This is a genomic window from Pseudomonas sp. 5.2 (assembly GCF_059025405.1).
The window spans coordinates 215,775-242,130 of record NZ_JBYBHH010000010.1; the positions used below are offsets into that span (position 1 = coordinate 215,775).

Annotated in this window: 26 protein-coding genes and 1 pseudogene; 6 read left to right on the top strand and 21 right to left on the bottom strand. The window is 61.0% G+C overall.

Translation table 11 applies throughout. The features are described 5' to 3' along the window. Window positions 1–7: 7 nt before the first annotated feature. Window positions 8–304 carry an addiction module antidote protein gene (locus tag AC5PZ0_RS17165; protein WP_027595525.1) on the bottom strand — a complete coding sequence of 99 codons (297 nt, stop codon included), beginning with the start codon at window positions 302–304 and terminating at the stop codon, window positions 8–10. After that, window positions 301–489: pseudogene (locus tag AC5PZ0_RS17170) on the bottom strand (type II toxin-antitoxin system RelE/ParE family toxin); the annotation flags it as partial. The gene AC5PZ0_RS17165 and the pseudogene AC5PZ0_RS17170, both read right to left, overlap by 4 nt. Window positions 490–699: 210 nt before the next feature. Here AC5PZ0_RS17170 and AC5PZ0_RS17175 point away from each other — a divergent pair. After that, window positions 700–1,590: a bestrophin family protein gene (locus AC5PZ0_RS17175; RefSeq protein ID WP_027595523.1), complete on the top strand. Its 891-nt coding sequence runs from the start codon at window positions 700–702 to the stop codon at window positions 1,588–1,590. A 29-nt stretch (window positions 1,591–1,619) separates the two neighbouring features. On the opposite strand, the gene phnE is transcribed toward AC5PZ0_RS17175, so the two are convergent. The 4 genes from phnE to AC5PZ0_RS17195 are packed head-to-tail and all read right to left on the bottom strand — an operon-like array spanning window position 1,620 to window position 4,871. Further along, on the bottom strand, window positions 1,620–2,387 hold the full coding sequence (phnE, locus tag AC5PZ0_RS17180) for a phosphonate ABC transporter, permease protein PhnE (protein ID WP_493855375.1): 768 nt from the start codon (window positions 2,385–2,387) through the stop codon (window positions 1,620–1,622). Beyond that, window positions 2,384–3,211, bottom strand: a complete 828-nt coding sequence (locus tag AC5PZ0_RS17185) for a PhnE/PtxC family ABC transporter permease (RefSeq protein ID WP_099428361.1) — start codon at window positions 3,209–3,211, stop codon at window positions 2,384–2,386. Before AC5PZ0_RS17185 ends, phnE begins: the two co-directional genes overlap by 4 nt. Next, a complete protein-coding gene (locus AC5PZ0_RS17190; RefSeq protein ID WP_374707378.1) occupies window positions 3,205–4,005 on the bottom strand; it encodes a phosphonate ABC transporter ATP-binding protein in 801 nt (266 codons plus the stop codon). The genes AC5PZ0_RS17185 and AC5PZ0_RS17190 overlap by 7 nt, the downstream gene beginning before the upstream one ends. 11 nt (window positions 4,006–4,016) lie before the next feature. Further along, window positions 4,017–4,871 carry a putative selenate ABC transporter substrate-binding protein gene (locus AC5PZ0_RS17195; protein ID WP_493855376.1) on the bottom strand — a complete coding sequence of 285 codons (855 nt, stop codon included), beginning with the start codon at window positions 4,869–4,871 and terminating at the stop codon, window positions 4,017–4,019. A 127-nt stretch (window positions 4,872–4,998) separates the two neighbouring features. On the opposite strand from AC5PZ0_RS17195, the gene selD reads away from it, so the two are divergent. Both selD and mnmH read left to right on the top strand, forming a co-directional pair. Further along, window positions 4,999–6,033, top strand: coding sequence for a selenide, water dikinase SelD (gene selD, locus AC5PZ0_RS17200; RefSeq protein ID WP_493855377.1), 1,035 nt, complete (start codon window positions 4,999–5,001; stop codon window positions 6,031–6,033). Beyond that, window positions 6,033–7,145: a tRNA 2-selenouridine(34) synthase MnmH gene (mnmH, locus tag AC5PZ0_RS17205; protein WP_099428357.1), complete on the top strand. Its 1,113-nt coding sequence runs from the start codon at window positions 6,033–6,035 to the stop codon at window positions 7,143–7,145. Before selD ends, mnmH begins: the two co-directional genes overlap by 1 nt. Window positions 7,146–7,268: 123 nt before the next feature. On the opposite strand, the gene AC5PZ0_RS17210 is transcribed toward mnmH, so the two are convergent. The 3 genes from AC5PZ0_RS17210 to AC5PZ0_RS17220 form a co-directional block, all read right to left on the bottom strand. Beyond that, on the bottom strand, window positions 7,269–7,655 hold the full coding sequence (locus tag AC5PZ0_RS17210; protein WP_493855378.1) for a lysozyme inhibitor LprI family protein: 387 nt from the start codon (window positions 7,653–7,655) through the stop codon (window positions 7,269–7,271). A gap of 20 nt (window positions 7,656–7,675) precedes the next feature. Then, window positions 7,676–8,215, bottom strand: a complete 540-nt coding sequence (locus AC5PZ0_RS17215; protein WP_493855379.1) for a hypothetical protein — start codon at window positions 8,213–8,215, stop codon at window positions 7,676–7,678. Window positions 8,216–8,359: 144 nt separating this feature from the next. Beyond that, window positions 8,360–8,923, bottom strand: a complete 564-nt coding sequence (locus AC5PZ0_RS17220) for a GNAT family N-acetyltransferase (protein ID WP_027595514.1) — start codon at window positions 8,921–8,923, stop codon at window positions 8,360–8,362. Window positions 8,924–9,144: 221 nt separating this feature from the next. Here AC5PZ0_RS17220 and AC5PZ0_RS17225 point away from each other — a divergent pair, with 221 nt between their 5' ends. After that, a complete protein-coding gene (locus AC5PZ0_RS17225) occupies window positions 9,145–10,104 on the top strand; it encodes an RHS repeat-associated core domain-containing protein (protein WP_493855380.1) in 960 nt (319 codons plus the stop codon). 72 nt (window positions 10,105–10,176) lie between these two features. On the opposite strand, the gene AC5PZ0_RS17230 is transcribed toward AC5PZ0_RS17225, so the two are convergent. From AC5PZ0_RS17230 to hmpA, 12 genes are all read right to left on the bottom strand, one after another. Then, window positions 10,177–10,428: a DUF3077 domain-containing protein gene (locus tag AC5PZ0_RS17230; RefSeq protein WP_238210492.1), complete on the bottom strand. Its 252-nt coding sequence runs from the start codon at window positions 10,426–10,428 to the stop codon at window positions 10,177–10,179. Continuing rightward, window positions 10,425–10,673 (bottom strand): hypothetical protein, encoded by a 249-nt coding sequence (locus AC5PZ0_RS17235; RefSeq protein ID WP_172960340.1) that lies wholly within the window; start codon window positions 10,671–10,673, stop codon window positions 10,425–10,427. The genes AC5PZ0_RS17230 and AC5PZ0_RS17235 overlap by 4 nt, the downstream gene beginning before the upstream one ends. A 443-nt stretch (window positions 10,674–11,116) precedes the next feature. Further along, the gene (locus tag AC5PZ0_RS17240; RefSeq protein WP_027595511.1) at window positions 11,117–11,503 is read right to left on the bottom strand and encodes a YkgJ family cysteine cluster protein; all 387 of its coding nucleotides are present in this window, start codon (window positions 11,501–11,503) and stop codon (window positions 11,117–11,119) included. Between the two features lie 171 nt (window positions 11,504–11,674). Then, on the bottom strand, window positions 11,675–12,802 hold the full coding sequence (locus tag AC5PZ0_RS17245; RefSeq protein ID WP_493855381.1) for a hypothetical protein: 1,128 nt from the start codon (window positions 12,800–12,802) through the stop codon (window positions 11,675–11,677). A 112-nt stretch (window positions 12,803–12,914) separates the two neighbouring features. After that, entirely contained in the window at window positions 12,915–14,123 is a 1,209-nt protein-coding gene (alaC, locus tag AC5PZ0_RS17250) for an alanine transaminase (RefSeq protein WP_027595509.1), read from the bottom strand. A 335-nt stretch (window positions 14,124–14,458) separates the two neighbouring features. Beyond that, complete coding sequence (gene cyoE / locus AC5PZ0_RS17255) at window positions 14,459–15,346, bottom strand: heme o synthase (protein WP_027595508.1); 888 nt, start codon at window positions 15,344–15,346, stop codon at window positions 14,459–14,461. A gap of 11 nt (window positions 15,347–15,357) precedes the next feature. Continuing rightward, window positions 15,358–15,690 (bottom strand): cytochrome o ubiquinol oxidase subunit IV, encoded by a 333-nt coding sequence (gene cyoD / locus AC5PZ0_RS17260; RefSeq protein WP_027595507.1) that lies wholly within the window; start codon window positions 15,688–15,690, stop codon window positions 15,358–15,360. Then, window positions 15,690–16,313, bottom strand: a complete 624-nt coding sequence (gene cyoC / locus AC5PZ0_RS17265) for a cytochrome o ubiquinol oxidase subunit III (RefSeq protein WP_027595506.1) — start codon at window positions 16,311–16,313, stop codon at window positions 15,690–15,692. Before cyoC ends, cyoD begins: the two co-directional genes overlap by 1 nt. Window positions 16,314–16,316: 3 nt before the next feature. Next, on the bottom strand, window positions 16,317–18,335 hold the full coding sequence (gene cyoB / locus AC5PZ0_RS17270) for a cytochrome o ubiquinol oxidase subunit I (RefSeq protein WP_027595505.1): 2,019 nt from the start codon (window positions 18,333–18,335) through the stop codon (window positions 16,317–16,319). Between the two features lie 3 nt (window positions 18,336–18,338). Next, the gene (gene cyoA, locus AC5PZ0_RS17275; protein ID WP_027595504.1) at window positions 18,339–19,283 is read right to left on the bottom strand and encodes a ubiquinol oxidase subunit II; all 945 of its coding nucleotides are present in this window, start codon (window positions 19,281–19,283) and stop codon (window positions 18,339–18,341) included. A gap of 558 nt (window positions 19,284–19,841) precedes the next feature. Further along, window positions 19,842–20,348 (bottom strand): disulfide bond formation protein B, encoded by a 507-nt coding sequence (locus AC5PZ0_RS17280; protein ID WP_027595503.1) that lies wholly within the window; start codon window positions 20,346–20,348, stop codon window positions 19,842–19,844. Window positions 20,349–20,803: 455 nt separating this feature from the next. After that, window positions 20,804–21,982 carry an NO-inducible flavohemoprotein gene (gene hmpA, locus AC5PZ0_RS17285; RefSeq protein ID WP_493855382.1) on the bottom strand — a complete coding sequence of 393 codons (1,179 nt, stop codon included), beginning with the start codon at window positions 21,980–21,982 and terminating at the stop codon, window positions 20,804–20,806. A 154-nt stretch (window positions 21,983–22,136) separates the two neighbouring features. Here hmpA and norR point away from each other — a divergent pair, with 154 nt between their 5' ends. Together norR and AC5PZ0_RS17295 are read left to right on the top strand one after the other, a co-directional pair. After that, window positions 22,137–23,687 carry a nitric oxide reductase transcriptional regulator NorR gene (gene norR, locus AC5PZ0_RS17290; RefSeq protein WP_493855383.1) on the top strand — a complete coding sequence of 517 codons (1,551 nt, stop codon included), beginning with the start codon at window positions 22,137–22,139 and terminating at the stop codon, window positions 23,685–23,687. A 188-nt stretch (window positions 23,688–23,875) separates the two neighbouring features. Further along, a partial coding sequence (locus AC5PZ0_RS17295) for an Ig-like domain-containing protein (RefSeq protein ID WP_493855384.1) occupies window positions 23,876–26,356 on the top strand: 2,481 nt, incomplete at its 3' end.

Here is a 26,356-nt window from a genome sequence, read left to right on the forward strand (position 1 = left end):
GCGAAATCTAATGCGACGACGTATGGGGCTGAACAAAAAGCTCCACGCCTAGGGCACGTATGACTTTAAGCACTGTATCAAAGCGGGGCTTAGCGCCTGGGCTAAGTGCTTTATAGAGACTTTCTCGACCTAACCCACTCTGTGCAGCGATTTGTGTCATTCCTCGTGCCCGAGCGATATGACCGATGGCCCGGATAATCTCATCTGTATCGCCATCGGATAGCACCTGGCTGAGGTATTCGCTGATTGCTGCATCACTGTCAAGCAAGTCGGCGATATCAAAAGGGATCAACTTTTCGCTCATTTCATCTCCTCCACCAGCTTTCTCGCTTTGAGGATATCGGCGGTCTGGGAAGATTTGTCTCCGCCCACCAGCAGAAAAATCACTTTGGCTCCCTTACGCGTGAAATAGACTCGATAACCTGCAGAAACGTTGATGCGAAGCTCACTTACCCCCCCAACGCTTTTGTAGTCGCCAAGGTTTCCACTTTCTGTATCCTTTTGAATACATTCATGCGAGATATGGAAGCCGTCTACTTTGCCGTTTCACCTTTGCGAAGAGAATTCAGGAGCGTCTGATACCTCAGTCAGTTTTTTCTTTCAAACACGTCCAAAAAAATGTCTTGCAACATCAGCTGCCGAACCATACCCATCCCTCGACGTCCGATCCTGCATCCCCCGCGTTTCGAGGTACCCCGTGTGAAAGAGATCATCGCCCGCAAGTACCGCTTGGTGGTGAAGACCATCGGTTACATCGGCTGGTCGCTGTTCTGGCTGCTGATCTGGGATGTGCTGGTCACCATCGATTTCATGCTGTTCTTCAACAGCAAGTTCACCCTGCCGTTGATTCCGTTGACCTTACTGGGTTCGGCGCTGGTGGTGCTGGTGAGCTTTCGCAACAGCAGCGCCTACAACCGCTGGTGGGAGGCGCGCACGTTGTGGGGTGCGCTGGTCAACAGTTCGCGCAGTTTTGCCCGGCAGACGCTGACGCTGATCGATGACCCGGATGACGGGCTGAACCCGATCAAGGCCACCTTGCTGCGCCGGCATATCGCCTATGTGAACTGCCTGGCTGCGCACCTCAAGGGCGACCGCTGCCCGGATGAACTGATAGCGTTCATCCCGCAGGCGGAGTTCGAGCGGCGCAACCGCTCCAACAACTTCGCCAACGACATCCTCAGTGGCTCGGCAGCCCTGCTGGCGCGGGAATACCAGGCCGGGCGCCTGGACAGCATTCGCCTGGCGCGGCTGGAGTCGACCTTGGTGGACCTGTCCAACGCCCAGGGCGGCATGGAGCGGATCGCCAATACGCCGCTGCCCTACCCTTATGTGTATTTTCCGCGGCTGTTCATCACGCTGTTCTGCCTGATCGTGCCGGTGGGCCTGGTCGAGTCGCTGGAGTGGTTCACACCGCTGGCGTCGACGGTGGTGGGGTTCATGTTGCTGGCCATCGAGCGGATCGGCACCGACCTGCAAAGCCCCTTCCGCTTCAGCGAGCACCAAATCCAGATGGACACCATCTGCGAGACGATCGAGCGCAACCTGGAGTCGATGCAACGGGAAGCGCAGCATGGCGAACTGACCACTTGATGCTTGCGCGGGCTGCCCTGCAGCCCCAGTCAGGCGCGCACATAGCGCTGGCGCAGCACATCACTCAAGGTATCCACCAGCAACACCAGCACCAGCATGGCGATGATCACCGTGCTGGCTTGCGCCTCCTGGAACAGGCTCAAGGTGGTGTAGAGCATCTGCCCCAACCCACCGGCCCCAACAAACCCCAACACGCTGGCCATGCGGATGTTGTTCTCCCAGCGGTACAGGCTGTAAGCCAGCAACTGCGGCCACAGGTTAGGCAAGGTACCAAAGCAGAATGCCGACACCTGGCTGCCACCCTGCAAGCGAATGGCTGCTGCAGGCTCTGCCGGGGCGTTTTCCAGTGCCTCGGCAAACAAGCGGCCGAGCACGCCGGCGGTGTGTAACGCCAAGGCCAGGGTCCCAGCATTCGGGCCAAGCCCTGCGGCCAGCACGGTGAGCGCCGCCCAGACTAATTCCGGGATGGCCCGCAAGGCATTGAGCAGCACACGCGCCGCAGCCTGTAGCGGCCAGCCGAAGCGGCCCGCCGCCGGTAACGCCAGCAGCATCCCCAGCACCACCGCCAGCAAAGTCCCCAGGCCCGACATCGCCAAAGTCTCCAAGGCGCCATGCCAGACCGCGCGCAAATGCTCGACGGTCACGTCCGGGTGCAGGAAGCGCCCCGCGTACTCGCCCATCTGCCCTAGCCCGCCATCACCGACCAGCGCGTGCAGGTCCAGCTCCAGGTAGGCGAACGAGGCCACCACCGCCGCGATGATCACGCCGAGCACCAGCAGGTTGATCGCCCGGTTCATGCCAGCCTTCCTCGCAGAAAGCGGCTGAGCAGGTCAGCCAGCGATACCAGCAACAGAAACGTCAGCAGCATGCTTGCCACCTCCGCGCCAGCAAACATGCGCATCGACAGGTCGATCTGCTGCCCCAACCCGCCAGCGCCGACAAACCCCATCACCACCGAAGCACGCACCGCGCATTCCCAGCGGTACACCGTGTACGACACCACTTCCGACACCGCATTGGGCAGGATGCCGTAGAAAAAGGCCATCAGCCGACCACTGCCGGCCTGCAATAGGGCATGGGCCGGGCGTTGGTCGACCGACTCGAAGATTTCGGCGTAGACCTTGCCGAGCATGCCGCTGTAGGTAATGGCGATGGCCAGCACCCCCGCCGTTGGCCCAAGCCCCACGGCACGCACGAACAGCAAGGCCCAGACGATTTCTGGCACGCTGCGCAGAAAGATCAGCAGCCCGCGTACCGGCAGCCGCAGCACCCGCGACCACCACCCAGCCCGCCCGCCTCGGGAGGCCGCGCGCAACGACAAGGCACGGCTGGCCAGCAGGCTGGCAGGTACCGCCAGCACCAGCGCCAGGGTCATGCCGGCCGTGGCCACGGCGAGGGTCTGCAAGGTGGCTTCGTACAGCAACTGCAAAAAGGCGGCATCGTGCGCCGGCGGCCAGAACGCCTGGGTGAAGCTGGCGATCTGCTGACGGTTTTCGGCCTGCCACAGCACGCCGGGGTTCAGCTCGCTCAACTGCAGGCCCGGCCATAACACCGCCACAGCAAGCAGGGTCAGCAGCAACCGTGGCAGGGCAGCCGGGTCGCGGGCATGGGCCTTCAGCATCGCGGGATCTGTACCGTCAGCACTGCTGCAGGGCCCTGCAAGGGAGGCGAAGCCAAGTGTTCGTTGGCATAGAGTGCATCGAGCATTTGCGGGCTGACCGCCTCGGCCGGGCTGTCGAACACCACCTGCCCTTCACGAATGCCGATCACCCGTGGAAAATGCGCCAGCGCCAGCTCGACCGCATGCAGGCTGGCCACCAGCGTTACACCGTTGGCCTGGGCGTGGCGGTTGAGCAATGCCAGGCTGTGGTCGGCCAGCACCGGGTCCATCGCCGAAACGGGCTCATCGGTCAGCAGCAAGTCCGGGCGTTGATACAGCACCCGTGCAATGCCCACCCGTTGCAGTTGGCCGCCAGACAGTTGCCCGCACTGGACGAACAGTTTGTCCGCCAGCCCCAGCTCGGCCAATGCCTGGCGCACGCCTGGCACATCGGTCGGGTACAGCAGGTTGAACAAGCCACGCACGATACCCCACTGCCCCAACCGCCCCGCCAGCACTGCGGTCACAACTCGCTGGCGCGGCGGCAAGGGCGGTGCCTGATGCACCAAGCCAACCCGTGCCCGCAAGCGCTGACGCGCCCTGCCAGACAACTGCCAGGGCTGTTCACCGAACAGTGCCAGGCGCCCGGCACTGGGCTGGATAGCAGTGGCCATCAGGTGCAGCAGGCTGGACTTGCCAGCGCCAGAGGGGCCGATGATCGCGACCCGCTCGCCCTGCTCCACGCGCAGGTTTATCGCGTCGAGCGCGCGGACCTGGCCATGCTGCAGGCTGGCATCGTGCAGATGAATTGCCACCGGAGCGGACGTCACTTGAGCAGGCCGGCCTCACGCGCGGCTTGTTCGGTGCCCTGGTAGTTCTCAGGCTTGGTCTCGATAAAGCGGCTGGCAGCCTGCAGGTCGAGGATCGCCTTGTGCTCGGGGTTGGCCGGGTCCAGGTCGAGGAACGCCTGTTTGATCTTCGCCTTGAGTGCCGGCGCCATGTTGCCGCGCACGGTCCAGTTGTAGTCGTAGTAGGTCGGGGTAGTGGCGAACACCTTCACCTTGCTGGTATCGACCTTGCCGGCGTCCACCAGCTTTTGCCAGACGCTGGCATTGAGCACGCCGCCATCGACCTTGCCAGCCTGCACCCAGGCCGCAGTGGCATCGTGGGCGCCGGAGTAGGCCACACGGCTGAAGTACTCCTCAGGCTTGATGTTGTTCTCTTTGAGCATGAAGTAACGCGGCATCAGGCTGCCCGAGGTGGACGAAATGGAGCCGAAGGCGAACGACTTGCCCTTGAGGTCGGCCAGGCTCTTCACATTGGGGTTGGCGGTGATGAACTTGGACGTGAATTGCGCGTCCTGCTCACGCTGCACCAGCGGCGTGGCGTTCGGGTCTTTCAAGTGCACCTGAACAAAGGTGAACCCCCCCAGCCACGCCAGGTCGAGGCGGTCGGAGGCCAGCGACTCGACCACCGCCGGGTAGTCGGCGACCGGCACGAACTTCACCTCCATGCCCAGCTGCTTGGCCAGGTACTCCCCCAACGGCTTGAATTTACGCTGTAGCTCCGTGGGCGCTTCGTCGGGGATGGCACTGACCCGAAGGGTTTCAGCAGCCTGGGCGACAACGGCACAGCAGGACAGCACGAGGCCGGCGGCGAGCGCCAGAGGGCGTTTGAGCATGGGCAATCTCCGGGTCATTGGCAGCTAAAGGGTCGGCAGCCGTGCCGACCGTCAAAAGTATAAGTGCCCATGGCGCAATGGCCAGCTTTGCTACAATCGCGCAACAATTTGATCTGCTGAGGTATGTATGAGCGAGCCAATCCGCCTGACCCAGTACAGCCATGGTGCCGGTTGTGGCTGCAAGATCTCCCCCAAGGTACTGGACGTAATCCTTGCCGAAAGCGGCGTCCAGGCCCTGGACCCGAACCTCTGGGTCGGCAATGCTTCGCGCGACGACGCTGCCGTGTACGCCCTGGACGAAGAGCGCGGCGTGGTCTCGACCACCGACTTCTTCATGCCGATCGTCGATGACCCGTATGACTTCGGCCGCATCGCCGCCACCAACGCCATCAGCGACATCTACGCCATGGGCGGCGACCCGTTGATGGCCATCGCCATCCTCGGCTGGCCGGTCAACGTGCTGCCGCCGGAAGTCGCCCGCGAAGTGATCCGCGGCGGGCGTGCGGTCTGCGCCGAAGCTGGCATCCCGCTGGCCGGCGGCCACTCCATCGACGCCCCGGAGCCGATCTTCGGCCTGGCCGTCACTGGCGTGGTCAGCAAGCGCCATCTCAAGCGCAACGACACCGCCACCGCCAGTTGCCGCTTGTACCTGACCAAACCGCTGGGCATCGGCATCCTCACCACCGCCGAGAAAAAGGCCAAGCTGCGCGCGCAGGACCAAGGCCTGGCGCGCGATTGGATGTGCACCCTCAACACCCCCGGCAGCCGCTTCGGCAAGCTCGAGGGTGTGATGGCGATGACCGACGTCACCGGCTTCGGCCTGTTGGGCCACTTGGTGGAGCTGGCCGACGGCAGCGGCCTTACCGCGCACCTGGACTACGCCGCAGTACCGCGCCTGCCAAGTGTCGATCACTACCTGGCCGAGGGCTGCATCCCGGGCGGCACATTGCGCAATTACGAAAGCTACGGCCACAAGATCGGCGCCCTGAGCGATGAGCAGAAGCACCTGCTGTGCGATCCGCAGACCAGCGGTGGCCTGCTGGTGGCGGTCAGCCCTGAGGGTGACGCGCAGTTTCTGGCCGTGGCGGCCGAACTGGGCCTGCAACTGTCGCCCATCGGCACGCTGGGTGAGCGACAGAGCAACGCGGTCGAGGTGATCTGATGCGTCCCGACTGCACGGATTTTCGCCCGCTATTTTTGAACGACGTGCCGATGATGGACATGCGCGCGCCCATCGAATTCGCCAAGGGTGCCTTCCCGGGCGTCGTCAACCTGCCACTGATGAACGACCAGGAGCGGCAGAAGGTCGGCACCTGCTACAAACAGCAAGGCCAGGCCGCCGCCATCACGCTTGGCCACCAACTGGTCAGTGGCGCGATCAAGCGCGACCGCCTGCACGCCTGGGCCAGCTTCGCCAAGGCGCATCCCGAGGGCTACCTGTACTGTTTCCGCGGTGGCCTGCGTTCGTTGATCGTTCAACAGTGGCTGCGCGAGGAAGCGGGCATCGACTACCCGCGGGTCAAGGGCGGCTACAAAGCGATGCGCACCTTCCTGCTGGACACCACTGAACAGGCCGTGGCGCACTGCGATTTCGTTTTGATTGGCGGCCTCACCGGCACCGGCAAGACGGAGGTATTGCACCAGTTGAGCAATGGGCTGGACCTTGAAGGCCATGCCAACCACCGTGGCTCCAGCTTCGGCAAGCGTGCCACCGCGCAACCCGCGCAAATCGGCTTCGAGAACAAGCTGGCCATCGATGTGCTGAAAAAGCGCGCGCGTGGCATCGAGCAGTTCGTGCTCGAAGATGAAGGCCGTATCGTCGGCAGCTGCACCGTGCCGCTGGCCTTGTACCAAGGCATGCAGCAGTACCCGTTGGTATGGCTGGAGGACAGTTTCGAGCAGCGTGTTGAACGTATCCTGCGCGATTACGTGGTCAACCTGAGCGCAGAGTTCGTCGATGTGCACGGCGACGAAGAGGGCCGCCGACTGTTTGCCGAACGCATGCTGTCGAGCATGGCCAATATCCACAAGCGACTGGGTGGTGAACGCTGCCAACGCTTGTCCGCCATCCTGCAACAAGCCCTGGATGAGCAACAGCGCAGCGGCGCGGTGGAGCTGCACCGGGGCTGGATCGAAGGGTTGCTGAAGGAGTATTACGACCCGATGTATGCCTATCAGCGCGATGCCAAGGCTGAGCGTATCGAGTTTGCGGGGGATGCCGTGGAGGTGCGCGAATACCTCAAGGCCCGCGCGCGGCGCGAACCGCGCAAATAAAACCAGGGCCGCTTCGCGCCCCATCGCCGGCAAGCCAGCTCCCACCCGAACTATGTAGCCTCCAAGGCTAGCGCCGCATCTGTGGGAGCTGGCTTGCCAGCGATGAGGCCGGAACAGGCAACCTCACTGCCCCGGGCTGAGTACTCGCTCAAGCTCGGCCGCTCGGTCCCGGGTCATGTCCATCACGCACACGCCGCCTTCCAGCTGCGCCATGGTCCCGCCACTGGCCTGTACGTGGAACGTGCAGTTGTCATCACGGTAGGCGATCCACTTGCGCTGTACCTCCCGCAGGCGTTTCTGCTGCCCTGCCTCCAGTTTGCCCATCAACTGTTTGTACACCCGGTTCAAGCGTTGGTCCTGCAACTGGGTCTCGGCCTGGATGCAACTGCTCATGGCCACTGTGCTGGACGCCTTGTCCATGCATTGGCCGTAGCTCGGCGAATTTTCTTCGGCCATGGCCAGCGGCAGCACACACGCCAGCGCCAGGCCCGTCAGGTGATACCTGTTCATGACTATTCCCCCTGTGGATATCAAAATGTCTGTGGCTGTTCCGGCGGCATCAGCACCTTGTTCGGCTCGAAACGCAACGACGGCATCTGCGTCGCGGCATACAACGCCACACCCAATGCTGCTATCAAGGCCACATCGAGCCAGCGCCATCCGGGCATGTCATCGGCGCTGCGGGCCTTCCAGCAATGCCAGGCCTGGCCCGCGCAAAACACCACCATCGCAATGAGCCACAGATAAAAGCCTGCACCAAAACCGGTGCGGTCATGAAACGCGTAGCTTTGGCTGTCTGGCAGGCGGTCGATTCCGAAACTGCTGGCCGCCAGATACAACGCCGCCACACCGCACGCCAAGGCCAACCGACGGAAACGTCGATGGGCAAGAATCGCCACGGCCAGCAGCGGATTGGCAAACCATTGATACATCCCGAAGGGCATGCCCCATGGCCCGTACAGCAACATCTGCAGGGCGGGCATGTGGCGGTCGCCACTCATCAGCACGCCATCGAAAAACAGCGCGAGCAGGTACAGGAACAGGCTGATGCTCAGGTAGAAAACGGGCAAAGGGGCACACCTGGTGAAAACGGGACAGGCTGCGACCATAACCCAGGCCCTGCCCCGCTTCCAGGCGTTTAGTAAGTGCCGCGCAGGGTCACCACCGGTAGCGTGGTGACCAGCAGACGATGAAAATCGAGGTTCGCCATAACACTATGCAACCGGTGGTTCCAGCAGCAGGCCATAGATGCCCGAGTCGGACAGCTCACCGGCCACGCACCAGCGCGCCCGCAGGGTGCCTTCGAGCACGAAGCCCTGGCGTTCGAGCGTGCGTGCCGAGCCTTGGTTACGTGGGTCGATCTCGCCCTCCAGGCGGCGCATGTGCAGGGTGTGAGCGAGGTAGTCGATGAAGCAGGTCAATGCCTCATCCATGTACCCCCTGCCCTGTACGGCGCTGGCCAGGCAATAGCCGATCTCGCCACGGCGGGATACGTCATCGATGTTGAACAGTTGGACCATGCCGATGAGTTCGCCGTTGTCACGGCGGTACATGCCGAGCTTGAGTTGGTCGCCATTGGCATAGGCTTCACGGTCGGCAGCCAGGGCGCTTTCGGCCTCGGCGAGGTCTTGCCAGGGTGCATGGTGCCAATAACGCATGACCTCGGGGTCGGCCATGATCGCCAGCCATTGCGCGGCATCGCCATGGCGCATCGGGCGCAATTGCAGGCGGGGGCTGTCGAGGCAGAGGTCACTGGGGAAACTGCGGGGTGGGGTCACGCCGGATCTCCTGTCCATTGCTGGGGAGATGACAGTTTAACGTCAAGCGAGGCGGCTGGGGCATCCATCAGCTTCCAACTAATCTGCCTGGGCTAACAAACAGGTGACACTGCCGTCGAGCGCTGCCCAAATCCGTACAACCAGCCTAGTAGAAATACCAGTTGTGTCGGGTGTGTGGATGAGCAACCTTTACCATTGACATGGCACGAGGCTATATCGCCGTGCAGCGCCGATATTTCTACCAGAACAACCAGCTAAAGCTTACTCAACCCAGTAATCAAGCTTCCTGCATCATGCGTGTTGGCAAGCTTTCTATTGTGGAGCAGCTAAAAGCCATGAGATCAGGTACTACTGAATTTCTGATAACCGACTTAGCAGGTTCGGTCATCCGAACCTACGGCGTAGGTGCTGACACAGTATTGAATTACAACCCCTACGGCTTTTTTTCACCCCGCGAACGGGATGCTCCAACACTAACCTTTAGCGGTGAAAGGCTAGACACGCTGACCGAGCAATATGTTCTTGGTAACGGCAATCGCATGTACAGTGCTACGTCCATGAGATTTTACTCACCCGATCCCTTAAGCCCATTCTTGCGCGGTGGGCTGAACAGTTACTGTTACTGCTCTAACGATCCAATTAATTATCACGACCCTACCGGTCGCGAACGAACACGCTTGCAACGAATCGCCTCGCACCAAATTGCCCGCTATTCAGGCGATCCGATCCATAAGCAGACCAGCGCGCTGCGTCACCGTGCTGAAAAGCACCGCTTACGAAGTAAGCAGGCCAACGCGCTTGCAATGGATGCAAGACAGGCTGCAGAACAGCACGAAAGGCTTGCCGACAAGTACAGCCGCGCTGCAGATCGGTCAACAAATGAGGCATGGACAAAAAGATATCTGCAAATGTCAATAGATGAAACCGACATCGCAATAACTTATGTTCAGGAGGATAAAATGCATACGAAAGTCCAGGCACAAGAAATGAATAGTTCAAATCAGTTGATAAATGAAATATTTGAACTTCCTACGACACAAGAAGAAAACTATCCCGACTTGGCTAGCGTAGCCCCAAATGCACAAGTACACAGCGCCCTGCCGGTGCATACTCAAAATGCGAGAATCCGGCAACCTCACGGCACGCGACAAAGAATCAATCAACCTTACAGGCCTAGATAAGCGTTGTACCTCCGGCACGGTCATCCAGCTATTCCTGGCCATCTGATGGGCCGCACTGCGGCCCTGTATGGCTCAACCGCCCCGGTTCAACCCCATTTCCATGTCGTTGATCAGCGCCTTGGCCATGGCACTGAGAATCCGTGCAGCGCTGCCTGCAACCTTGTTGCCCTCCATCTCGGCCTCCTCGCTGAGGTGGCGTATGCACCCTAGCAACACAGACAATTCGTCGAACGCGTGATCAAGGGGGATGCCCGGTTCGATGCGGAACAATTCGAGAAACGTCTCCACGCCAGCGGTGGTGTGGGTTTTCAGGTGATTGCTCATTCCACTGCCTCCTGCGCCTTTATGTGGGCGAACAGCGCATGAAGCAATTCGGTCAGGGCGGACATGTTTTCGAGGAGGGCGCTGCGTTGCAGGCTGTCTTCGGCTTTGAGGTAAAGCTCGATGGTTTGGGAAAGGCTGCCCATGAGTTTGGCTGCCTGGGACCTTGCCTCTGCATGGGAGAGGTCGGCGATTATCGAGATGTAAGGGATTGGGAAAGTGGGTGGGTCAGGTACAAGTTTTTTCATGGTGAACTCCAATGACATTTCAAGGAGCAACCACCTTGGTCCTTCTCACAGATTTGGGTGGCAGCCGTGCGCGAGGTGAGAAGCCCGTGTTGGAGTCACCACGGTCAGACCGAAGCCTGCACGCGCACAGCTGCCATAAAAAAGGCCGACTACCAACAACGAGTTCTCACACCCGCTCGCCATATGGGCGAACCATGAAGTTATCGCTGAAGTACTTCCCCGCCTATCAGGCGGCATCCGACAGACACCGTAGGATAATTCGACAAGCCTGCCTTTCTGAAGCATTTGGTTTCAAGTTCAGAATCTTCTTACAGCTGATGGCCCTTTCGCGGGGCAAGCCCGCTCCCACAGGATCGGTGACTTGCTTCGCCCACAGGTCTTGCAACGGTCCTGTGGGAGCGGGCTTGCCCCGCGAAAGGGCCGGCACACGCGACCCAAAAAGGTCAGGCCACCTCAGCCCCATCATCATCCGGCCAATGCGGCTCGTTGGCCCCAGGCGGGGTCAACGGCGGCAAGCCATAGGCCGCGCGTGCATCGTCACAGCTCGGGTTGTGCACCCCACCCTCCCACGACGCATCGAACTCCCGGCAAGGACTCGAGCGGTTGGCGTAGATGGTGCACGCCACCTCTTTACCGATCTCGCCGGCAAGGCTGACGCAGCGGCAAGGTTTGGCATCGGTGCCGATCATCGCGACCCGTGTAGGGTTGATTTGCACCACCAGGTCGTCAGGCACAACGCCCCCGGCAGACTGGCATTCGCCCCAGAAGAAGGACACACGGAAGTACCCGCAGCAGGCGCCGCAGTCAAGGCAAGGGTTATATTCGGACATGAGGCCACGGAGGGAAGGTTGTTGTTATCGGGGCTGGGCCCGCGGCGCCATTTTCATTCCAACCGGGGCCGGCTGGATAGAGGGGGAATGCAAAAAAAATTGCCGCTGATCCGGCAAACCCCACGGCCCGAAAAACGGGCGAACAGCACAGCGGCTGCCCGCCTGCCCGGCCTAACGCAGGGCCTTGTAAGTGTTGGCATCCCAGTGCTGCAGGCCAAGGCCTTCGCGAGGGTCATAACGGTCGCTGCGCACCTGGCTGAAGCGCGTGCGGGTTTCGCCGCAGTGCACCAGCCGGTCGTCTTTTTGGCCTTCGGTGATGACGGTATACGACTGGCTGCGCATGGCCTGGTAGTGCTCATCGGCAGCCGCCATGGCCAAGTGATGCTGCATCAGTTGGTTGTCATCCAGCGCCAGGCACTTGTCCAGTTCGACACCCCAACGGGTCAGGCAGACTTCGGCGAAATGCCGCACGATCAACCCGGGCTCGACCAGCACCTTGCCGTCGCTCGCCCCGTCAGCCGATGCATTACCCACCAAAGTGGCATGCCGGCCCGGCATTGGGTAGACGCACATGCGCGTGTTGCTTTCGACCGCTGGGATCACACAGGCAAAGCCATTGGAGCGTTCATCCCGGGAATAGAAACCCACATACTCATGGACGTTCCCGGCTAGTTTGACCCGCCTGCTCTGCACGTTGCCAGTGCCCGGCACCGGGTCAATGGCAAAAATATTGACTGGGATATCCCGCAGCAGCGGATCCTCAGCCATCGCATTGGCCAGCATATGACAACTGATGCCGCCGCGGCTCCAGCCCACCAGGTTGACCTGGGTGGGCAAGCACGGTTCGCGGAATATCTTGATGATCTGTTCCTGCAGCGCCTGCGGGGTCGGGTGGCGATCGCCGTACTCATAAGTGCGCCAGAACCAGGAAGCCGTGGCGGACGCATCCGGGATCTCCACGCCTGCGTCTTTCAGCCTTGTGTACGCTTCCTCAGTGAGCTTGGTGCGCTGCCAACTGCTCTCACCCTTGATCACGTTCAGCACATGGCTCACGTTTTCTTCCCAACCACGGCCAAACAACTGACCACTCCAGTTAAAGTAGCCACCTGGCTCAACGAATAATTCGTCATCCTGAAGGTTGCCGCTACCCGGCCCGTCAACCGCAATCCAGTGGGCGAATTCGCGCCCCTGATCGTTGCTGGCCAATGTCGAGACCAGCTCGCCGTTCCAAAAATTGGGGTTGGCAGCATCGAAGCGATGGGAACCGGTGCCGCAGAAATACGCTGTGAATACACTCATTTGAATACCCGAACAGGAAAATGAGTGCTGAAGGTAGTGGTGTGAATATTCGGCAGGCAGTCGGAAGGCCGCCCTACGGTACAACGGGGGCCGCCACGCGGCCCCTCGCTGTTTACTTGCGGGTCAAACCATCCGCCCTGAACATCTGGCGGATGCCGCGAATCGCCTGGCGAATACGGTCCTGGTTCTCAATCAGGGCAAAGCGCACGTGATCGTCACCGTAGTCACCAAAGCCGATGCCCGGCGACACACACACCTTGGCCTCAGCCAACAGCTTCTTGGAAAACTCCAGCGACCCGAGGTGCGCATACTCCGGCGGAATCTTCGCCCACACGTACATCGAAGCCTTGGGGTTCTCGACCATCCAGCCCAGCTCGTGCAACCCCTTCACCAACAGGTTGCGGCGCTGGCGGTACTGCTCGGCGATATCGCGCACGCACTGTTGGTCGCCTTCCAGCGCGGCAATGGCTGCCACCTGCAAAGGCGTGAAGGTGCCGTAGTCGTGGTAACTCTTGATGCGCGCCAGGGCGTTGACCAGCTCGGGATTGCCGACCATGAAGCCGATACGCCAGCCGGCCATGTTGTAGCTCTTGGACAGCGTGAAGAACTCCACCGCGATGTCCTTGGCCCCCGGCACCTGCATGATCGACGGGGCTTTCCAGCCGTCGTAGACGATGTCGGCGTACGCCAGGTCATGCACCACCAGCACGTCATACTGCTTGGCCAGGGCCACCACGCGCTCGAAGAAGTCCAGCTCCACGCACTGCGCGGTCGGGTTGGACGGGAAGCCGAGAATCATCATCTTCGGCTTGGGGATCGATTCGCGTATCGCCCGCTCAAGCTCATTGAAGAAGTCCACACCCGGCACCAGCGGCACCGAACGCACCTGGGCGCCGGCGATCACCGCACCGTAGATGTGGATCGGGTAGCTGGGGTTGGGCACCAGCACCGTGTCGCCCTGGTCGAGGGTGGCGAGCATCAGGTGAGCCAGGCCTTCCTTGGAGCCGATGGTGACGATGGCTTCGCTTTCCGGGTCGATGTCGACCTCGTAGCGTTCCTTGTACCAGTTGGAAATGGCCCGGCGCAGGCGTGGGATGCCGCGGGAGGTGGAGTAGCCGTGTGTGTCTTCACGCTGGGCGACCTGCACCAGCTTCTCGACGATGTGCGGCGGGGTCGCGCCATCGGGGTTGCCCATGCTCAGGTCGATGATGTCTTCGCCACGACGGCGGGCAGCCATCTTGAGCTCGGCGGTGATGTTGAAGACGTAAGGGGGGAGACGATCGATGCGCGCAAAGCGGCGCGGCGAACCTGGGTTGGCCATGGCTTCCTCTGAGTACGTAAGCGCCCGGAACCGTCCGAGCGACGTTGGCCGATGTGGCGGCCTGGATCAGAAGATAGTGCCGAAACAGGATATCTGTAAAGGACAATTTCCTGTTTTGTTAAATCTTTTCAGATGTATTCTTTGGAAATCTGAATTTTATGTTTCCTGTACCGGCCCTTTCGCGGGTAAACCCGCTCCCACAGGGACCACACAGGATTCGAAGCCTGTGCAATACCCTGTGGGAGCGGGTTTACCCGCGAAAGGGCCGGTACAGGAAAAACACCCATAAAAAACCCCGGCACATGGCCGGGGTTTTCGTGTAACAGGCAGCGGTATCAGCGTGCGTAGGTCATCAGCACGTCCGCAGCAGTCTGGCTGTCCACCGACATCATCACGCTCAGGGCAGTGACAGTGAGGATAGAGAAGCCAAACACCTTGCGGGCCCACTTGCTGTCGTCCTCGGCCTTGTAGCCACCCCAGGCCATGTACAGCCAGTACAAGCCCATGGCAGCTGCCACGGCCAGGTAGCTGAGGCCGGCGTAACCGCCGAGGGTGAGCATCAGGGTGGCGAGCACGAAGGCCAGCACGTACAGCACGATCTGCTTCTTGGCAGCAAGAATACCGCGAGCCACCGGCAGAACCGGAATGTTGGCAGCGCTGTAGTCCTTGAAGCGGAAGATGGCGATCGCGAAGCTGTGCGGCATCTGCCACAGGCTGAACATCACCAGCAGGGTCACTGCAGCCAGGTCGAAGCTGTTGCTGACGGCGCAGTAGCCGATCACCGGAGGCATGGCACCCGAAAGGCTGCCGACCAAGGTGCCGTGCACCGATTTACGCTTCAGCCAGAGGCTGTAGAAACCGACGTAGACGACGAAGCCGATCAGCGCACAGAACGCCGACAGTGGGTTGGCCTGGACATACAGCAGGCTGAAACCCGCCACCCCAAGCAGGGTGGCGTAAATCAGCGCGAGGGGCAGCGACATGCCGCCCTGGACCATGACGCGGTTCTTGGTACGTTCCATCTTGATGTCGATGTCGCGGTCGATGCAGTTGTTGAACACGCAACCGGACGCCACCACCAGGGAAGTACCTACCACCACCGCCAGGAACAGGGCGAAGTCTACATGGCCCTTCGCGGCAAGGAAGAATCCGCCTGCCACGGAAAGCACGTTACCGAAAATGATCCCCGGTTTGGTGATTTGGATAAAGTGCTTAACGGACATGCAGTCTTACCTCACTTGGCCATCATTTCGATGTGGATGTTGAACATGATCCACAGCGACAGGCCGACCAGCAGTGCAATTACCATGGTGGTAAACAGGAACGTCGACACGTTGGAACGCTGCTCTTTCGAGCGGTCCATGTGCAGGAAGTACACGAGGTGCACTACAACCTGAATGACAGCCATGGCGACCACGATCAGAACGGTCAGGTTCTTCGGCAGGCTTGGGTACATCACCAGGCCGAACGGGATAGCGGTCAGGATGATCGACAGTACAAAGCCGATCATGTAGGACTTCACGCTGCCGTGATTACCTTCGTGATGAGTGTCGTGTGCGTTAGCCATTACAGAACCCCCAGCAGGTAGACGACGGTGAATACGCAGATCCAGACCACGTCCAGGAAGTGCCAGAACAGGCTCAGGCAGCTCATGCGGGTCTTGGCAGTCGGGGTAATGCCCTTGGTGCTGATCTGATACATCAGGATTGCCATCCAGATCAGACCTGCAGTCACGTGCAGACCGTGGGTACCGACCAGCGCGAAGAACGCCGACAGGAAGCCACTGCGCTGCGGGCCGAAGCCCTCAGCGATCAGGTGATGGAACTCGTAGATTTCCATCGCGATGAAGCCGGCACCGAACAGGAAGGTCACAGCCAACCAGCCCAGTACACCTGCTTTCTTGCCATCGAACAGCTTCAGCATGGCGAAGCCGAAGGTGATCGAGGACAGCAGCAGGAAGGCAGTTTCAACAGCTACGAAGTCGAGCTGGAAAATGTCATGACCCGACGGGCCGCCGGCAAAACTGCCGGACAGCACCGCGTAGGTAGCGAAGAGCGACGCAAACAGGATGCAGTCGGTCATCAGGTACAGCCAGAAACCGAGTACGGTCATCTGGCCCGAGTCGTGGTGGTGATCGTCGTGCCCATGGTCGTGACCATGAGCAGCGCCGTGGATTACTTGACTGGACATTGATTACACCCGCTCAAACGATTCGACACGTGCGCCGGCAGGCAGAGCACCTGCTTTGGCCAGCGCTTTCATACGCTCGCCTTCGATGCGCGCCACTTCTTCGGCCGGAACCATGTAGCCCTGGTCGTCACGCGCAGCGTGGCGAACGAAGACAGCGATGGTTGCAACCAGGCTCGCGCCTACCAGCCACCAGATGTGCCAGATGAAGGCAAAGCCGAAGACGGTCAGGAACAGGCCCATGAACAAACCGGTAGCGGTGTTGCTCGGCATGTGGATGGCGTCGAACTTGGTTGCCGGCTTGTAAGCAGCGCCGATTTCCTTGGTTTCGTGCCATGCATCCAGGCCAACCTGCTCAGGCATGTGGGCGAAGTTGTAGAACGGAGGTGGCGACGAAGTCGACCATTCCAGAGTACGACCGCCCCATGGGTCGCCGGTCACGTCCAGGTTCTGGTTGCGGTCGCGGACCGAAACGTAGAGCTGGATCAGCTGGCAAGCGATACCGAACAGGATCAGCACGGCGCCGACTACGGCAACGTACAGGTAGGGTTCCCACAGTGGGTTGTCGGAGTGGTTCAGACGACGGGTCATGCCCATGAAGCCCAGGGCGTACAGCGGCATGAACGCAACGTAGAAGCCCGAGATCCAGAACCAGAAGGCAGCTTTGCCCCACTTCTCGTTCAGGGTGAAACCAAAGGCTTTCGGGAACCAGAAGGCGAAACCGGCGATGTAGCCGAATACCGCGCCACCGATGATCACGTTGTGGAAGTGAGCAATTACGAACAGGCTGTTGTGCAGAACGAAGTCAGCACCTGGAACGGCCAGCAGTACGCCAGTCATGCCACCGATGGAGAAGGTGATCATGAAGCCCAGGGTCCACAGCATCGGTGCGGTGAAACGCACACGGCCCTGGTACATGGTGAACAGCCAGTTGAACAGTTTCACACCGGTCGGAATGGAGATCAGCATCGTCGCCAGGCCGAAGAAGGTGTTGACGCTCGCGCCGGCACCCATGGTGAAGAAGTGGTGCAGCCATACGGCAAAGCCCAGGATGGCGATTGCGCCCGATGCGTAGATCATCGAGTGGTGGCCAAACAGACGCTTGCCAGAGAACGTCGAAGTCACTTCCGAGAACACGCCGAAGGCCGGCAGGATCAGGATGTAAACCTCAGGGTGACCCCACGCCCAGAACAGGTTGACGTACATCATCGGGTTCCCACCAAGCTCGTTGGTGAAAATGTGGAAGTCCAGATAACGGTCAACAGTCAGCAGTGCGAGTGCAGCAGTCAGGATCGGGAACGAAGCGACGATCAGCACGTTGGCCCAGGTGCAGGTCCAGGTGAAGATCGGCATGTCCATCAGTTTCATGCCAGGTGCGCGCATCTTCATCACGGTGACGAGGAAGTTCACACCGGTAAGCGTCGTACCTAGGCCCGATAGCTGTAGCGCCCAGATGTAGTAGTCGACACCCACGCCAGGGCTGTACTGAATACCCGCGAGCGGCGGATAGGCAACCCAACCGGTCTTGGCGAATTCGCCGACGCCCAGGGAGATGTTGACCAGCAGCACGCCTGCCAGCAGCAGGTAGAAGCTCAGGGAGTTCAGGAACGGGAAGGCAACGTCACGTGCACCGATCTGCAGAGGCAGGGCCAGGTTCATCAGGCCGGTGAAGAACGGCATCGCCATGAAGATGATCATGATCACACCGTGAGCGGTGAAGATCTGGTCATAGTGTTCAGGCGGCAGGTAGCCTTCGGATCCGCCAGTGGCCGCAGCCAGCTGGGTACGCATCATGATGGCGTCGGCAAAGCCGCGCAGCAGCATGATCATCGCGACGATGATGTACATCACCCCGATTTTCTTGTGGTCGACAGTCGTCAACCACTCGCTCCACAAGTAGGTCCACTTGCGGAAATAGGTGATAAGACCGACGACAGCGATACCGCCGAGCGCGATCATGGCAAGCGTCACCATGACTATCGGCTCGTGATAGGGTATCGCCTCCAGGCTTAGTTTACCGAACATCTCTTACTCCTCTGCACCGGCAGCTGGTTGCATACTCGATTCCACACCCTTGGTAGTGGCCAGATCTTTGCTGCCTGCTTCTTCGTGGACCGGCTTGCCGCGGTTCATGCCTTCGTACTTGTCGACGATGGACTGGAACAGCTCTGCCGGGGCCTCGCTGTACAGCGCGACTGGGTTGTATTCGCTAGGTTTGGCCAGAGCTTCGTACTCGGCTTTGCCCAGTTTCAGCGGCGACTGCTTCACTTCGGCGACCCACTTGTCGAAGTCTTCCTGGGAAGTTGCAGTAGCCTTGAATTTCATGCCGGTGAAGCCAGCGCCGCTGTAGTTGGCGCTGATACCGTCGAATTCGCCGTTTTCGTTGGCGATCAGGTGCAGCTTGGTGGTCATGCCGGCCATGGCGTAGATCTGGCCGCCCAGGCCCGGGATGAAGAACGAGTTCATCACGGCGTCGGAGGTGACGCGGAAGTTGACCGGGGTGTTAGCCGGGAAGTTGATCTTGTTGACCGTCGCGATGCCCTGCTCCGGGTAGATGAACAGCCACTTCCAGTCCAGTGCGACCACGTCGATCTGGATCGGCTTGACGTCGGAATCCAGCGGACGATACGGGTCCAGCTTGTGGGTGGACTTGTAGGTGACATAACCCAGGGCGATGATGATGATGATCGGGATGATCCACACCGCGGCCTCGATCTTGGTCGAGTGCGACCAGTCGGGGGTGTAGGTGGCCGCCTTGTTGGAAGCACGGTACTTCCAGGCGAACGCCACGGTCATGATGATGACCGGGATCACCACCAGCAGCATCAGGCCGGTAGCGATGAGGATGAGGTTCTTTTGCTCAATGCCGACCTGACCTTTCGGGTCGAGCAGGGTCCAGTTGCACCCACTGAGTAAAAGCATGCCTAAAAAGGGCAATATGCCAAACAGTCTGGGGTAACGCTTTTTACTCATCTCACGACCTCTAGATCAGCTTGCTTCAATGCAATTTGTGTTTTGGTAGCCAACACTTCGTCCTGCCAAGTGCGGCATTTCGCGCCCGTACTCGCTCCTGCCTGGGGTCCGACTGCAGGACCTTGGCTCAAGCGTGTTAGCGGTGCTTATGGTTTCGTAGGCAACAGGCCTGTACTTCAGACCAAGTCCATTTGGTGCGGGAAAACGCGGAGGGGTGTCCGCTCGGTATCGCCGCTGGGCGAAACTTGACGAAGTCAGCAAAAGGGAGCGCTGGGGCTTCCTTCAATCCTGCGACTCGCAAGCAGTGCCGAACGGAAATTGGGGGCGATTGTAGATAGGTCGCCAACCCTTGACTATGACTTATTGAGCAACAGTCTTTTACAGAATACGTAACAATGCGACCCGAAGAATCAACTTCGCGACAGTTTGTCGCACCCCGCCGGGTAGCCCTCAAAGCCGCATTCTACAAGGCTTTGTGATTGATCTGGATCAAGCGGGGAGCAACTTTCTGCGCATCTCACGCCGTGCAAAAGACCTCATGCAATTCGGGACTTTTGTCTAAGCCTGACGTCGGTTGCGGTAGATGCCCAGCGGAACCAGAATGGCCGTCAGGACAAATGCGACCAGCGCCCACTGCGCCAGCGACAGACCGAGGATCGGTGGGTACGGCGTGCTGCAGAAGCCGTCGACCTGGAATGCCAGCGGCCACAGCTTGGCCAGGGGCAGGTCGTCGACGATCGGCTGCAGGGTATCGATGCCGCAACTGACCATGGGGTTGGCGAGTATATACACATGGTTGCCGGCCGCAACGATTCCCCCGATGGCGCTGAGTACCACCAGGCCTTCGAAGACCGTCAGGCTGCGCCGCCCGGGCATCGCGGCGGCGATGAAGGCGAACACGGCGATAAACAGCAAGGCATAGCGCTGCAGGATGCACAGCGGGCAAGGTGCCTCGCCCAATACCACCTGCATATAAAGGGCGCCACCGATCAGCGACAGGCAGATCAGCCCCAGCAGCACCAGAAAGCGCCGTTCCCGATTCAGGCGCGATGTTTGTTCGTTCATTGCCGGTTCCTTGGATGGAGAGTGGCCGCGTGGTCCGCCTGCCTGTGCGCGATTCTACACGCTGGGCAGGGCCTTTAGCGTGCCGAGGGGGCAACGTGATAGCACTGCGCAGGGCTATCCGAGATGGCTGAGACCGGCCATTGTGACGTCGGTTCAACGTCACACGGCAAAAAAGCGGCTACCCGGGTGCCGCGCAGGGGCAAGCCCCTCGACACCTGGGAGTGAAGGATACCGTGATTAAAGGAGGATTAAAGATGAAAGCTTGGCGGGCTGTTTCATCTCTCCTTTATATAAGCAGGTGGCGCAGCCTGGTGATGCGAAGAGGCCGGTATATAAGCAGGTAGGAGCAGCCTTGTGCTGCGAAGAGGCCGGTGATGGCTCAGATCATCTTCTGAGATCACCGGCCTCTTCGCAGCACAAGGCTGCTCCTACAACAGCTAGGACTGCTGGGTATTTTACTCCAGCGCTGCCGCTGGCCCGAAGAACTCGTAGCGGCTCTGCTGCTCCGGCACACCCAGGCCCTTCAGCTGGCGCTTGACCGCCGCCATGAAGGTCTTGGGCCCCAGGAAGTAGGCATCGACGTCACGTTCACGTGGCAGCCACTCGGCCAGCAGGTCTTCGCTCAGCAGGCCCACGGCATCGGCCGCAGCGCCGCCTTGCGGCTCGGCATAGCAGTAAAAGCGCTTGAGCTGTGGATGACGCTCAGCCAGGCCGTCGACCCAATCACGGAAGGCATGCACGGCGCCGTTACGCGCACAGTGGATGAAATGCACTTCACGCGGGGTCTGCAGTGCCGCCTGCAACATCGCCAGGGTCGGGGTGATCCCCACACCACCACTGATCAGCACCAGCGGCTTGTCGCTGGCGGCCAGGGTAAAGTCGCCTGCAGGTGGGAACAGCTGCAGGGTATTGCCCACTACCAGTTCATCGTGCAGGTAGTTGGACACCTTGCCACCGGCTTCGCGCTTGACGCTGATGCGGTATTCAGTGCCGTCGCACAGGGCCGACAGCGAGTAGTTGCGACGCTGCTCGGCACCGTCGATGAACAACTGCAGGCCGATGTACTGCCCTGGCTCGGCCTTGAGCACTGGCTTGCCATCCACCGGGGCGAAGTAGAACGAGACGATCTCGCTGCTTTCCTGCTCGCGGCGTACCAGGCGGAACTCGCGGGTACCACGCCATCCGCCGGCGGCTTGCTCCTTCTCTTTATAGAGGCTTTCTTCAGCGCCGATGAGGATGTCGGCCAGCTGGCCATACGCGGCGCCCCAGGCCGCGATCACCTCTGGGGTGGCGATGTCCTTGCCGAGCACTTCTTCAATGGCGCGCAGCAGGCAGCTGCCCACGATCGGGTAGTGCTCCGGCAGAATCTGCAAGGCAACGTGTTTGTTGATGATCTGGCCGACCAGGCCGCCGAGTTGTTCGAGCTGGTCGATATGGCGGGCATACATCAAGACGCCGTTGGCCAACGCACGTGGCTGGTCGCCGCTGGCCTGGTGGGCCTGGTTGAACAGCGGACGCACTTGCGGGTACTCGTTGAGCATCATCTTGTAGAAGTGAGTGGTCAGCGCTTCGCCGCCGCTTTCCAGCAGGGGGACAGTGGCTTTGACGATTGCACGTTGTTCGGCAGTGAGCATTGCAACGACTCCTGAGCCTATGGCTTCGAATGATTGCCTTGGGTATTTCACCATTCGTGCCAACTTTTATACCCAGCAAAATCAGGGCGTTGACGCGTGTCATGTCAAAACGACTCGCTCGGGCGTATAGTCATAATGACCAAAAGGAGTCCCTATGACTGCAAAGCCACTGCTCACCGCCCTCCTCCCCCTGGTCAGCGACTTGTCCCGCGACTTGAGCGAGCAGGAACGCTACCGCCGCTTGCTTCAGGCCATGCGCGGGCTGTTGCCGTGCGACGCCGCCGCACTGCTGCGCCTGGACGGTGAGTGGCTGGTGCCGCTGGCAGTGGACGGCCTGAGTGCCGATACCTTGGGCCGACGCTTTCGGGTCAGCGAGCACCCGCGCTTCCAGATCCTCCTCAGCCGCCCACAACCCACCCGTTTTGCCAGCGACTCGGACCTGCCTGACCCCTACGACGGCCTGGTCAACGCCCCGGATGCCACGCTTGAAGTGCATGACTGCATGGGCTGCCCGTTGATGGTCGATGAGCGCCCTTGGGGCCTGCTGACCCTGGACGCGCTGACCCCCGGGCAGTTCCAGAGCCATGAGCTGGATGCGCTACAGGCTTTCGCCAGCCTGGCTGCCGCCACGGTGACCGTGGCCGAGCGCATCGAGCACCTGGCCCTGCGCGCAGAGGACGAACACCATCGCGCCGAGCTCTACCGCCAGGCCAGTGCCCAGGACAAGGAGCTGATTGGCCAGAGTGCGGCACACAAGCGGCTGGTGGAAGAGATACGCCTGGTCGGCGGCAGCGAGTTGACCGTGCTGATCACCGGCGAGACCGGCGTTGGCAAAGAGCTGGTCGCCCAAGCCCTGCACCAGGCCAGCAACCGTGCCGACAAACCACTGGTCAGCCTCAACTGCGCGGCCTTGCCCGATACCCTGGTGGAAAGCGAGCTGTTTGGCCACGTTCGCGGCGCCTTTACCGGCGCCCACGGCGAACGCCTCGGCAAGTTCGAGCTGGCCAATGGTGGCACGCTGTTTCTTGATGAGGTCGGCGAGTTGCCATTGACCGTGCAGGCCAAGCTGCTGCGTGTGCTGCAAAGTGGCCAGCTGCAACGCCTGGGGTCGGACCGCGAACACCGGGTCGACGTCCGCCTGATCGCAGCCACCAACCGCGACCTGGCTGCAGAAGTGCGCAACGGCAACTTCCGCGCCGACTTCTACCATCGCCTGAGCGTGTACCCGTTGCACGTTCCGCCGCTGCGTGAACGTGGGCGCGATGTGCTGCTATTGGCCGGGTACTTCCTCGAACAGAACCGTTCGCGCCTGGGCCTGAACAGCCTGCGCCTGAGCAGCGACGCTCAAGCTGCACTGCTCGCCTATGACTGGCCGGGCAACGTGCGCGAGCTCGAACACCTGATCGGCCGCTCGGCGCTCAAGGCGCTCGGCCAGCACCCGGAACGGCCGCGCATCCTCACCCTTGAGGCCATCGACCTGGACCTGCGCGCCGCTCCCCCATCGGGCCAGCTGCCCTCCCCCTCGCCCCTGCTGGAGGCGCCTCTGCCCGATGGCGGATTGCGTGAAGCCGTCGACCATTATCAACGCCAAGTGATCGAAAACTGCCTGCAAAGGCACGCGGAAAACTGGGCCGCCGCCGCGCGCGAACTCGGCCTGGACCGCGCCAACCTCAGTCGGCTGGCGCGTCGGCTGGGGCTTCGCTGAGGCTTACCTACAAAAGGATTAACCCAGAAAGCCATCTGGTTGCTTCTCGCTGGGCTGCTATATCTCCCTAACCACCGGTATCACGGCCGTCATGGTCGAGGCTGCGCGCAACACGTTGCATTGACGTTGCGCCGGCCCTGGTTCGCTGAAGCCGAGCCAGTGTAGCCGCACACCAGCAGGGAGCATCCATGGACAACATCGTCGTCGCCGATAAGCAATCCGCAGTCGCCACCCAGAGTGCCTGGGGCAATGTCAGTCTCAACGGGCCAGGCGTCGTGCAGATGCCGGTTTCCCCCGATAAAGTGGCAACCGTCACCCAGCGCGGACAAGACCTGATCATCACCCTGAAGTCGGGCGAGAAGGTCACTATCGGCAACTTCTTCGCCGTGGATCAGGCCGGCGTCGGCAGCGACATCGTCTTCGTCGGTGAGGACGGCACCCTGTGGCATGCGAACTACGATGCGGTGGCTTTCACGGGCTTTACTTTCGACGAAGTGGCCTCGCTGGATGAACTGGTCGCGGGTATCGGTGTGGCGGGCAGCGCGATGCCGACCTGGGCCATTGCCGGGCTCAGCCTGCTGGGTATTGGCGGCGCGGCGGCGGCGGCCGACAACAGCAGCGGTGGCAGCAGTGGTGGCTCGGACCCAGGCGACACCACGGCGCCGGCCACGCCGATCGACCTGCTGGTGTCCCCTGATGGCCTGCGCCTGACGGGCCGCGGCGAAGCCGGCAGCACGGTAAATATTCGCGACGGCGCGGGCAACCTGATCGGCAGCGGCACGGTCGGTGCCGATGGCAGCTTCAACGTTGCGTTGAATCCCCCGCAGATCAACAGCGAAAACCTTGAAGTCACCCTGACCGATGGTGCGGGCAACGTCTCGGCCCCCGGCAGCGTCACCGCCCCGGATGCAACGGCACCGCTGGCACCGACCGAACTTGCCATCAACGAACAGGGCACCACCCTCACCGGCCGCGCCGAACCCGGCTCGACAGTGGCGGTGCGAGGTGCAGGTGGCGTGTTGTTGGGCAGCGCGGTGGCGGGGGCTGACGGGCAGTTCAGCATCAATTTGCAGCCACCGCAGACCGATGGCCAGGCATTGGAAGTGACCGCACAGGACGCAGCCGGCAATACATCGCCGGCTGCTGGCATTACGGCCCCGGATGTTGAAACGCCTCCGGATACCACGGCGCCGGATGCACCTGTGGATCTGGTAGTCGGCCTTGCTGGCCACCAGCTGACAGGCCGTGGCGAAGCGGGTACCACGGTGCAGGTGCGGGATGCCGCCGGCAATGTGCTGGCGACTGGCACTGTGGGTGCAGATGGCACGTTCCTGCTGACGCTGGATCCGGCTGTAGTCGACGGCAGCACCCTGCAAGTGACGCTGACCGATGCTGCTGGCAACGTTTCGCAACCAGGCTCGGTCACCTCGCAAGACCTGCTGCCACCTGCGCAGCCGACTGACCTCGCCTTGGCTGAAGGCGTGACCCTTACTGGTCGCGGTGAACCAGGTGCAACCGTGCAAGTGCGCGATGCTGCGGGCAACGTGATTGGAACAGGGCTGGTGGGCGCAGATGGTAGCTTCAGCCTGACGCTCTCCCCGGCTCAAGCGAACGGCGAAGCGCTGGACATTCGTCTGGTGGACGCCGCTGGTAACAGCTCGACCCCACTGCAATTCGATGCGCCGGATATCACTCCGCCAGCGGCCGTCAGCAACATCGTGGTCGGCGCTGGTGGGCTGGTCCTCAGCGGTCGCGGCGAAGCCGGGGCCACTGTGCAAGTGCGTGATGCCAACGGCAATGTAATTGGCACAGGCACTGTATTGGCCAATGGCACGTTCTTGATCGACCTCGATCCAGCTGCGCAACCGGGCGAACACCTGAGCCTTGTGCAGACCGACGCAAGTGGCAACACTTCGGTTGCCCTTGAATACGACGTACCTCAGACCACCGCTCCCGCCAGTCCAAGCGACCTGGCCATCGATGCCGATGGCACCACCCTCACCGGTAGTGCACCGGCCGGTAGCCGCGTAGAGGTCCATGATGCCAATGGCACACTGGTCGGCAGCGCCATTGCCAGTGCCGACGGCACCTTCACCATTGAACTCAATCCACCACAAGCCAACGGCGAGCTGCTCGATGTCGTCGCCATCGATGACACGGGTCTGTCATCCCTGCCTGCACAAATCACTGCACCGGACATCACCGCGCCAGCCGCACCAAGTGAATTGGCGGTCAGCGCCAACGGCACCGTTGTCACCGGCCGGGCCGAGCCGGGTAGCACCGTTCGTATTCTCGCCGCCGATGGCACCGAGCTGGGCAGCGCTCTGGTCGGCCCGACTGGCGTATTCAGCATCAACCTCGACCCGCCTCAGATCGATGGCGAAGTACTGCAGGCCACCGCAACTGACGGAGCTGGCAACACCTCGGTTGCCAGCTCCGTCACCGCACCGGATATCGACGGCGGCGATACCACGCCACCGGACGCCCCTGTTGATTTGGTGATCGGTCTCGCTGGCCACCAACTGACTGGCCGAGGCGAAGCGGGGACTACGGTTCAGGTGCGTGATGCCGACGGCAATGTGCTGGCGACTGGCACTGTGGGTGCAGATGGCACCTTCCTGCTGACACTGGACCCTGCCGTGATCGATGGCAGCACCCTGCAGGTGACA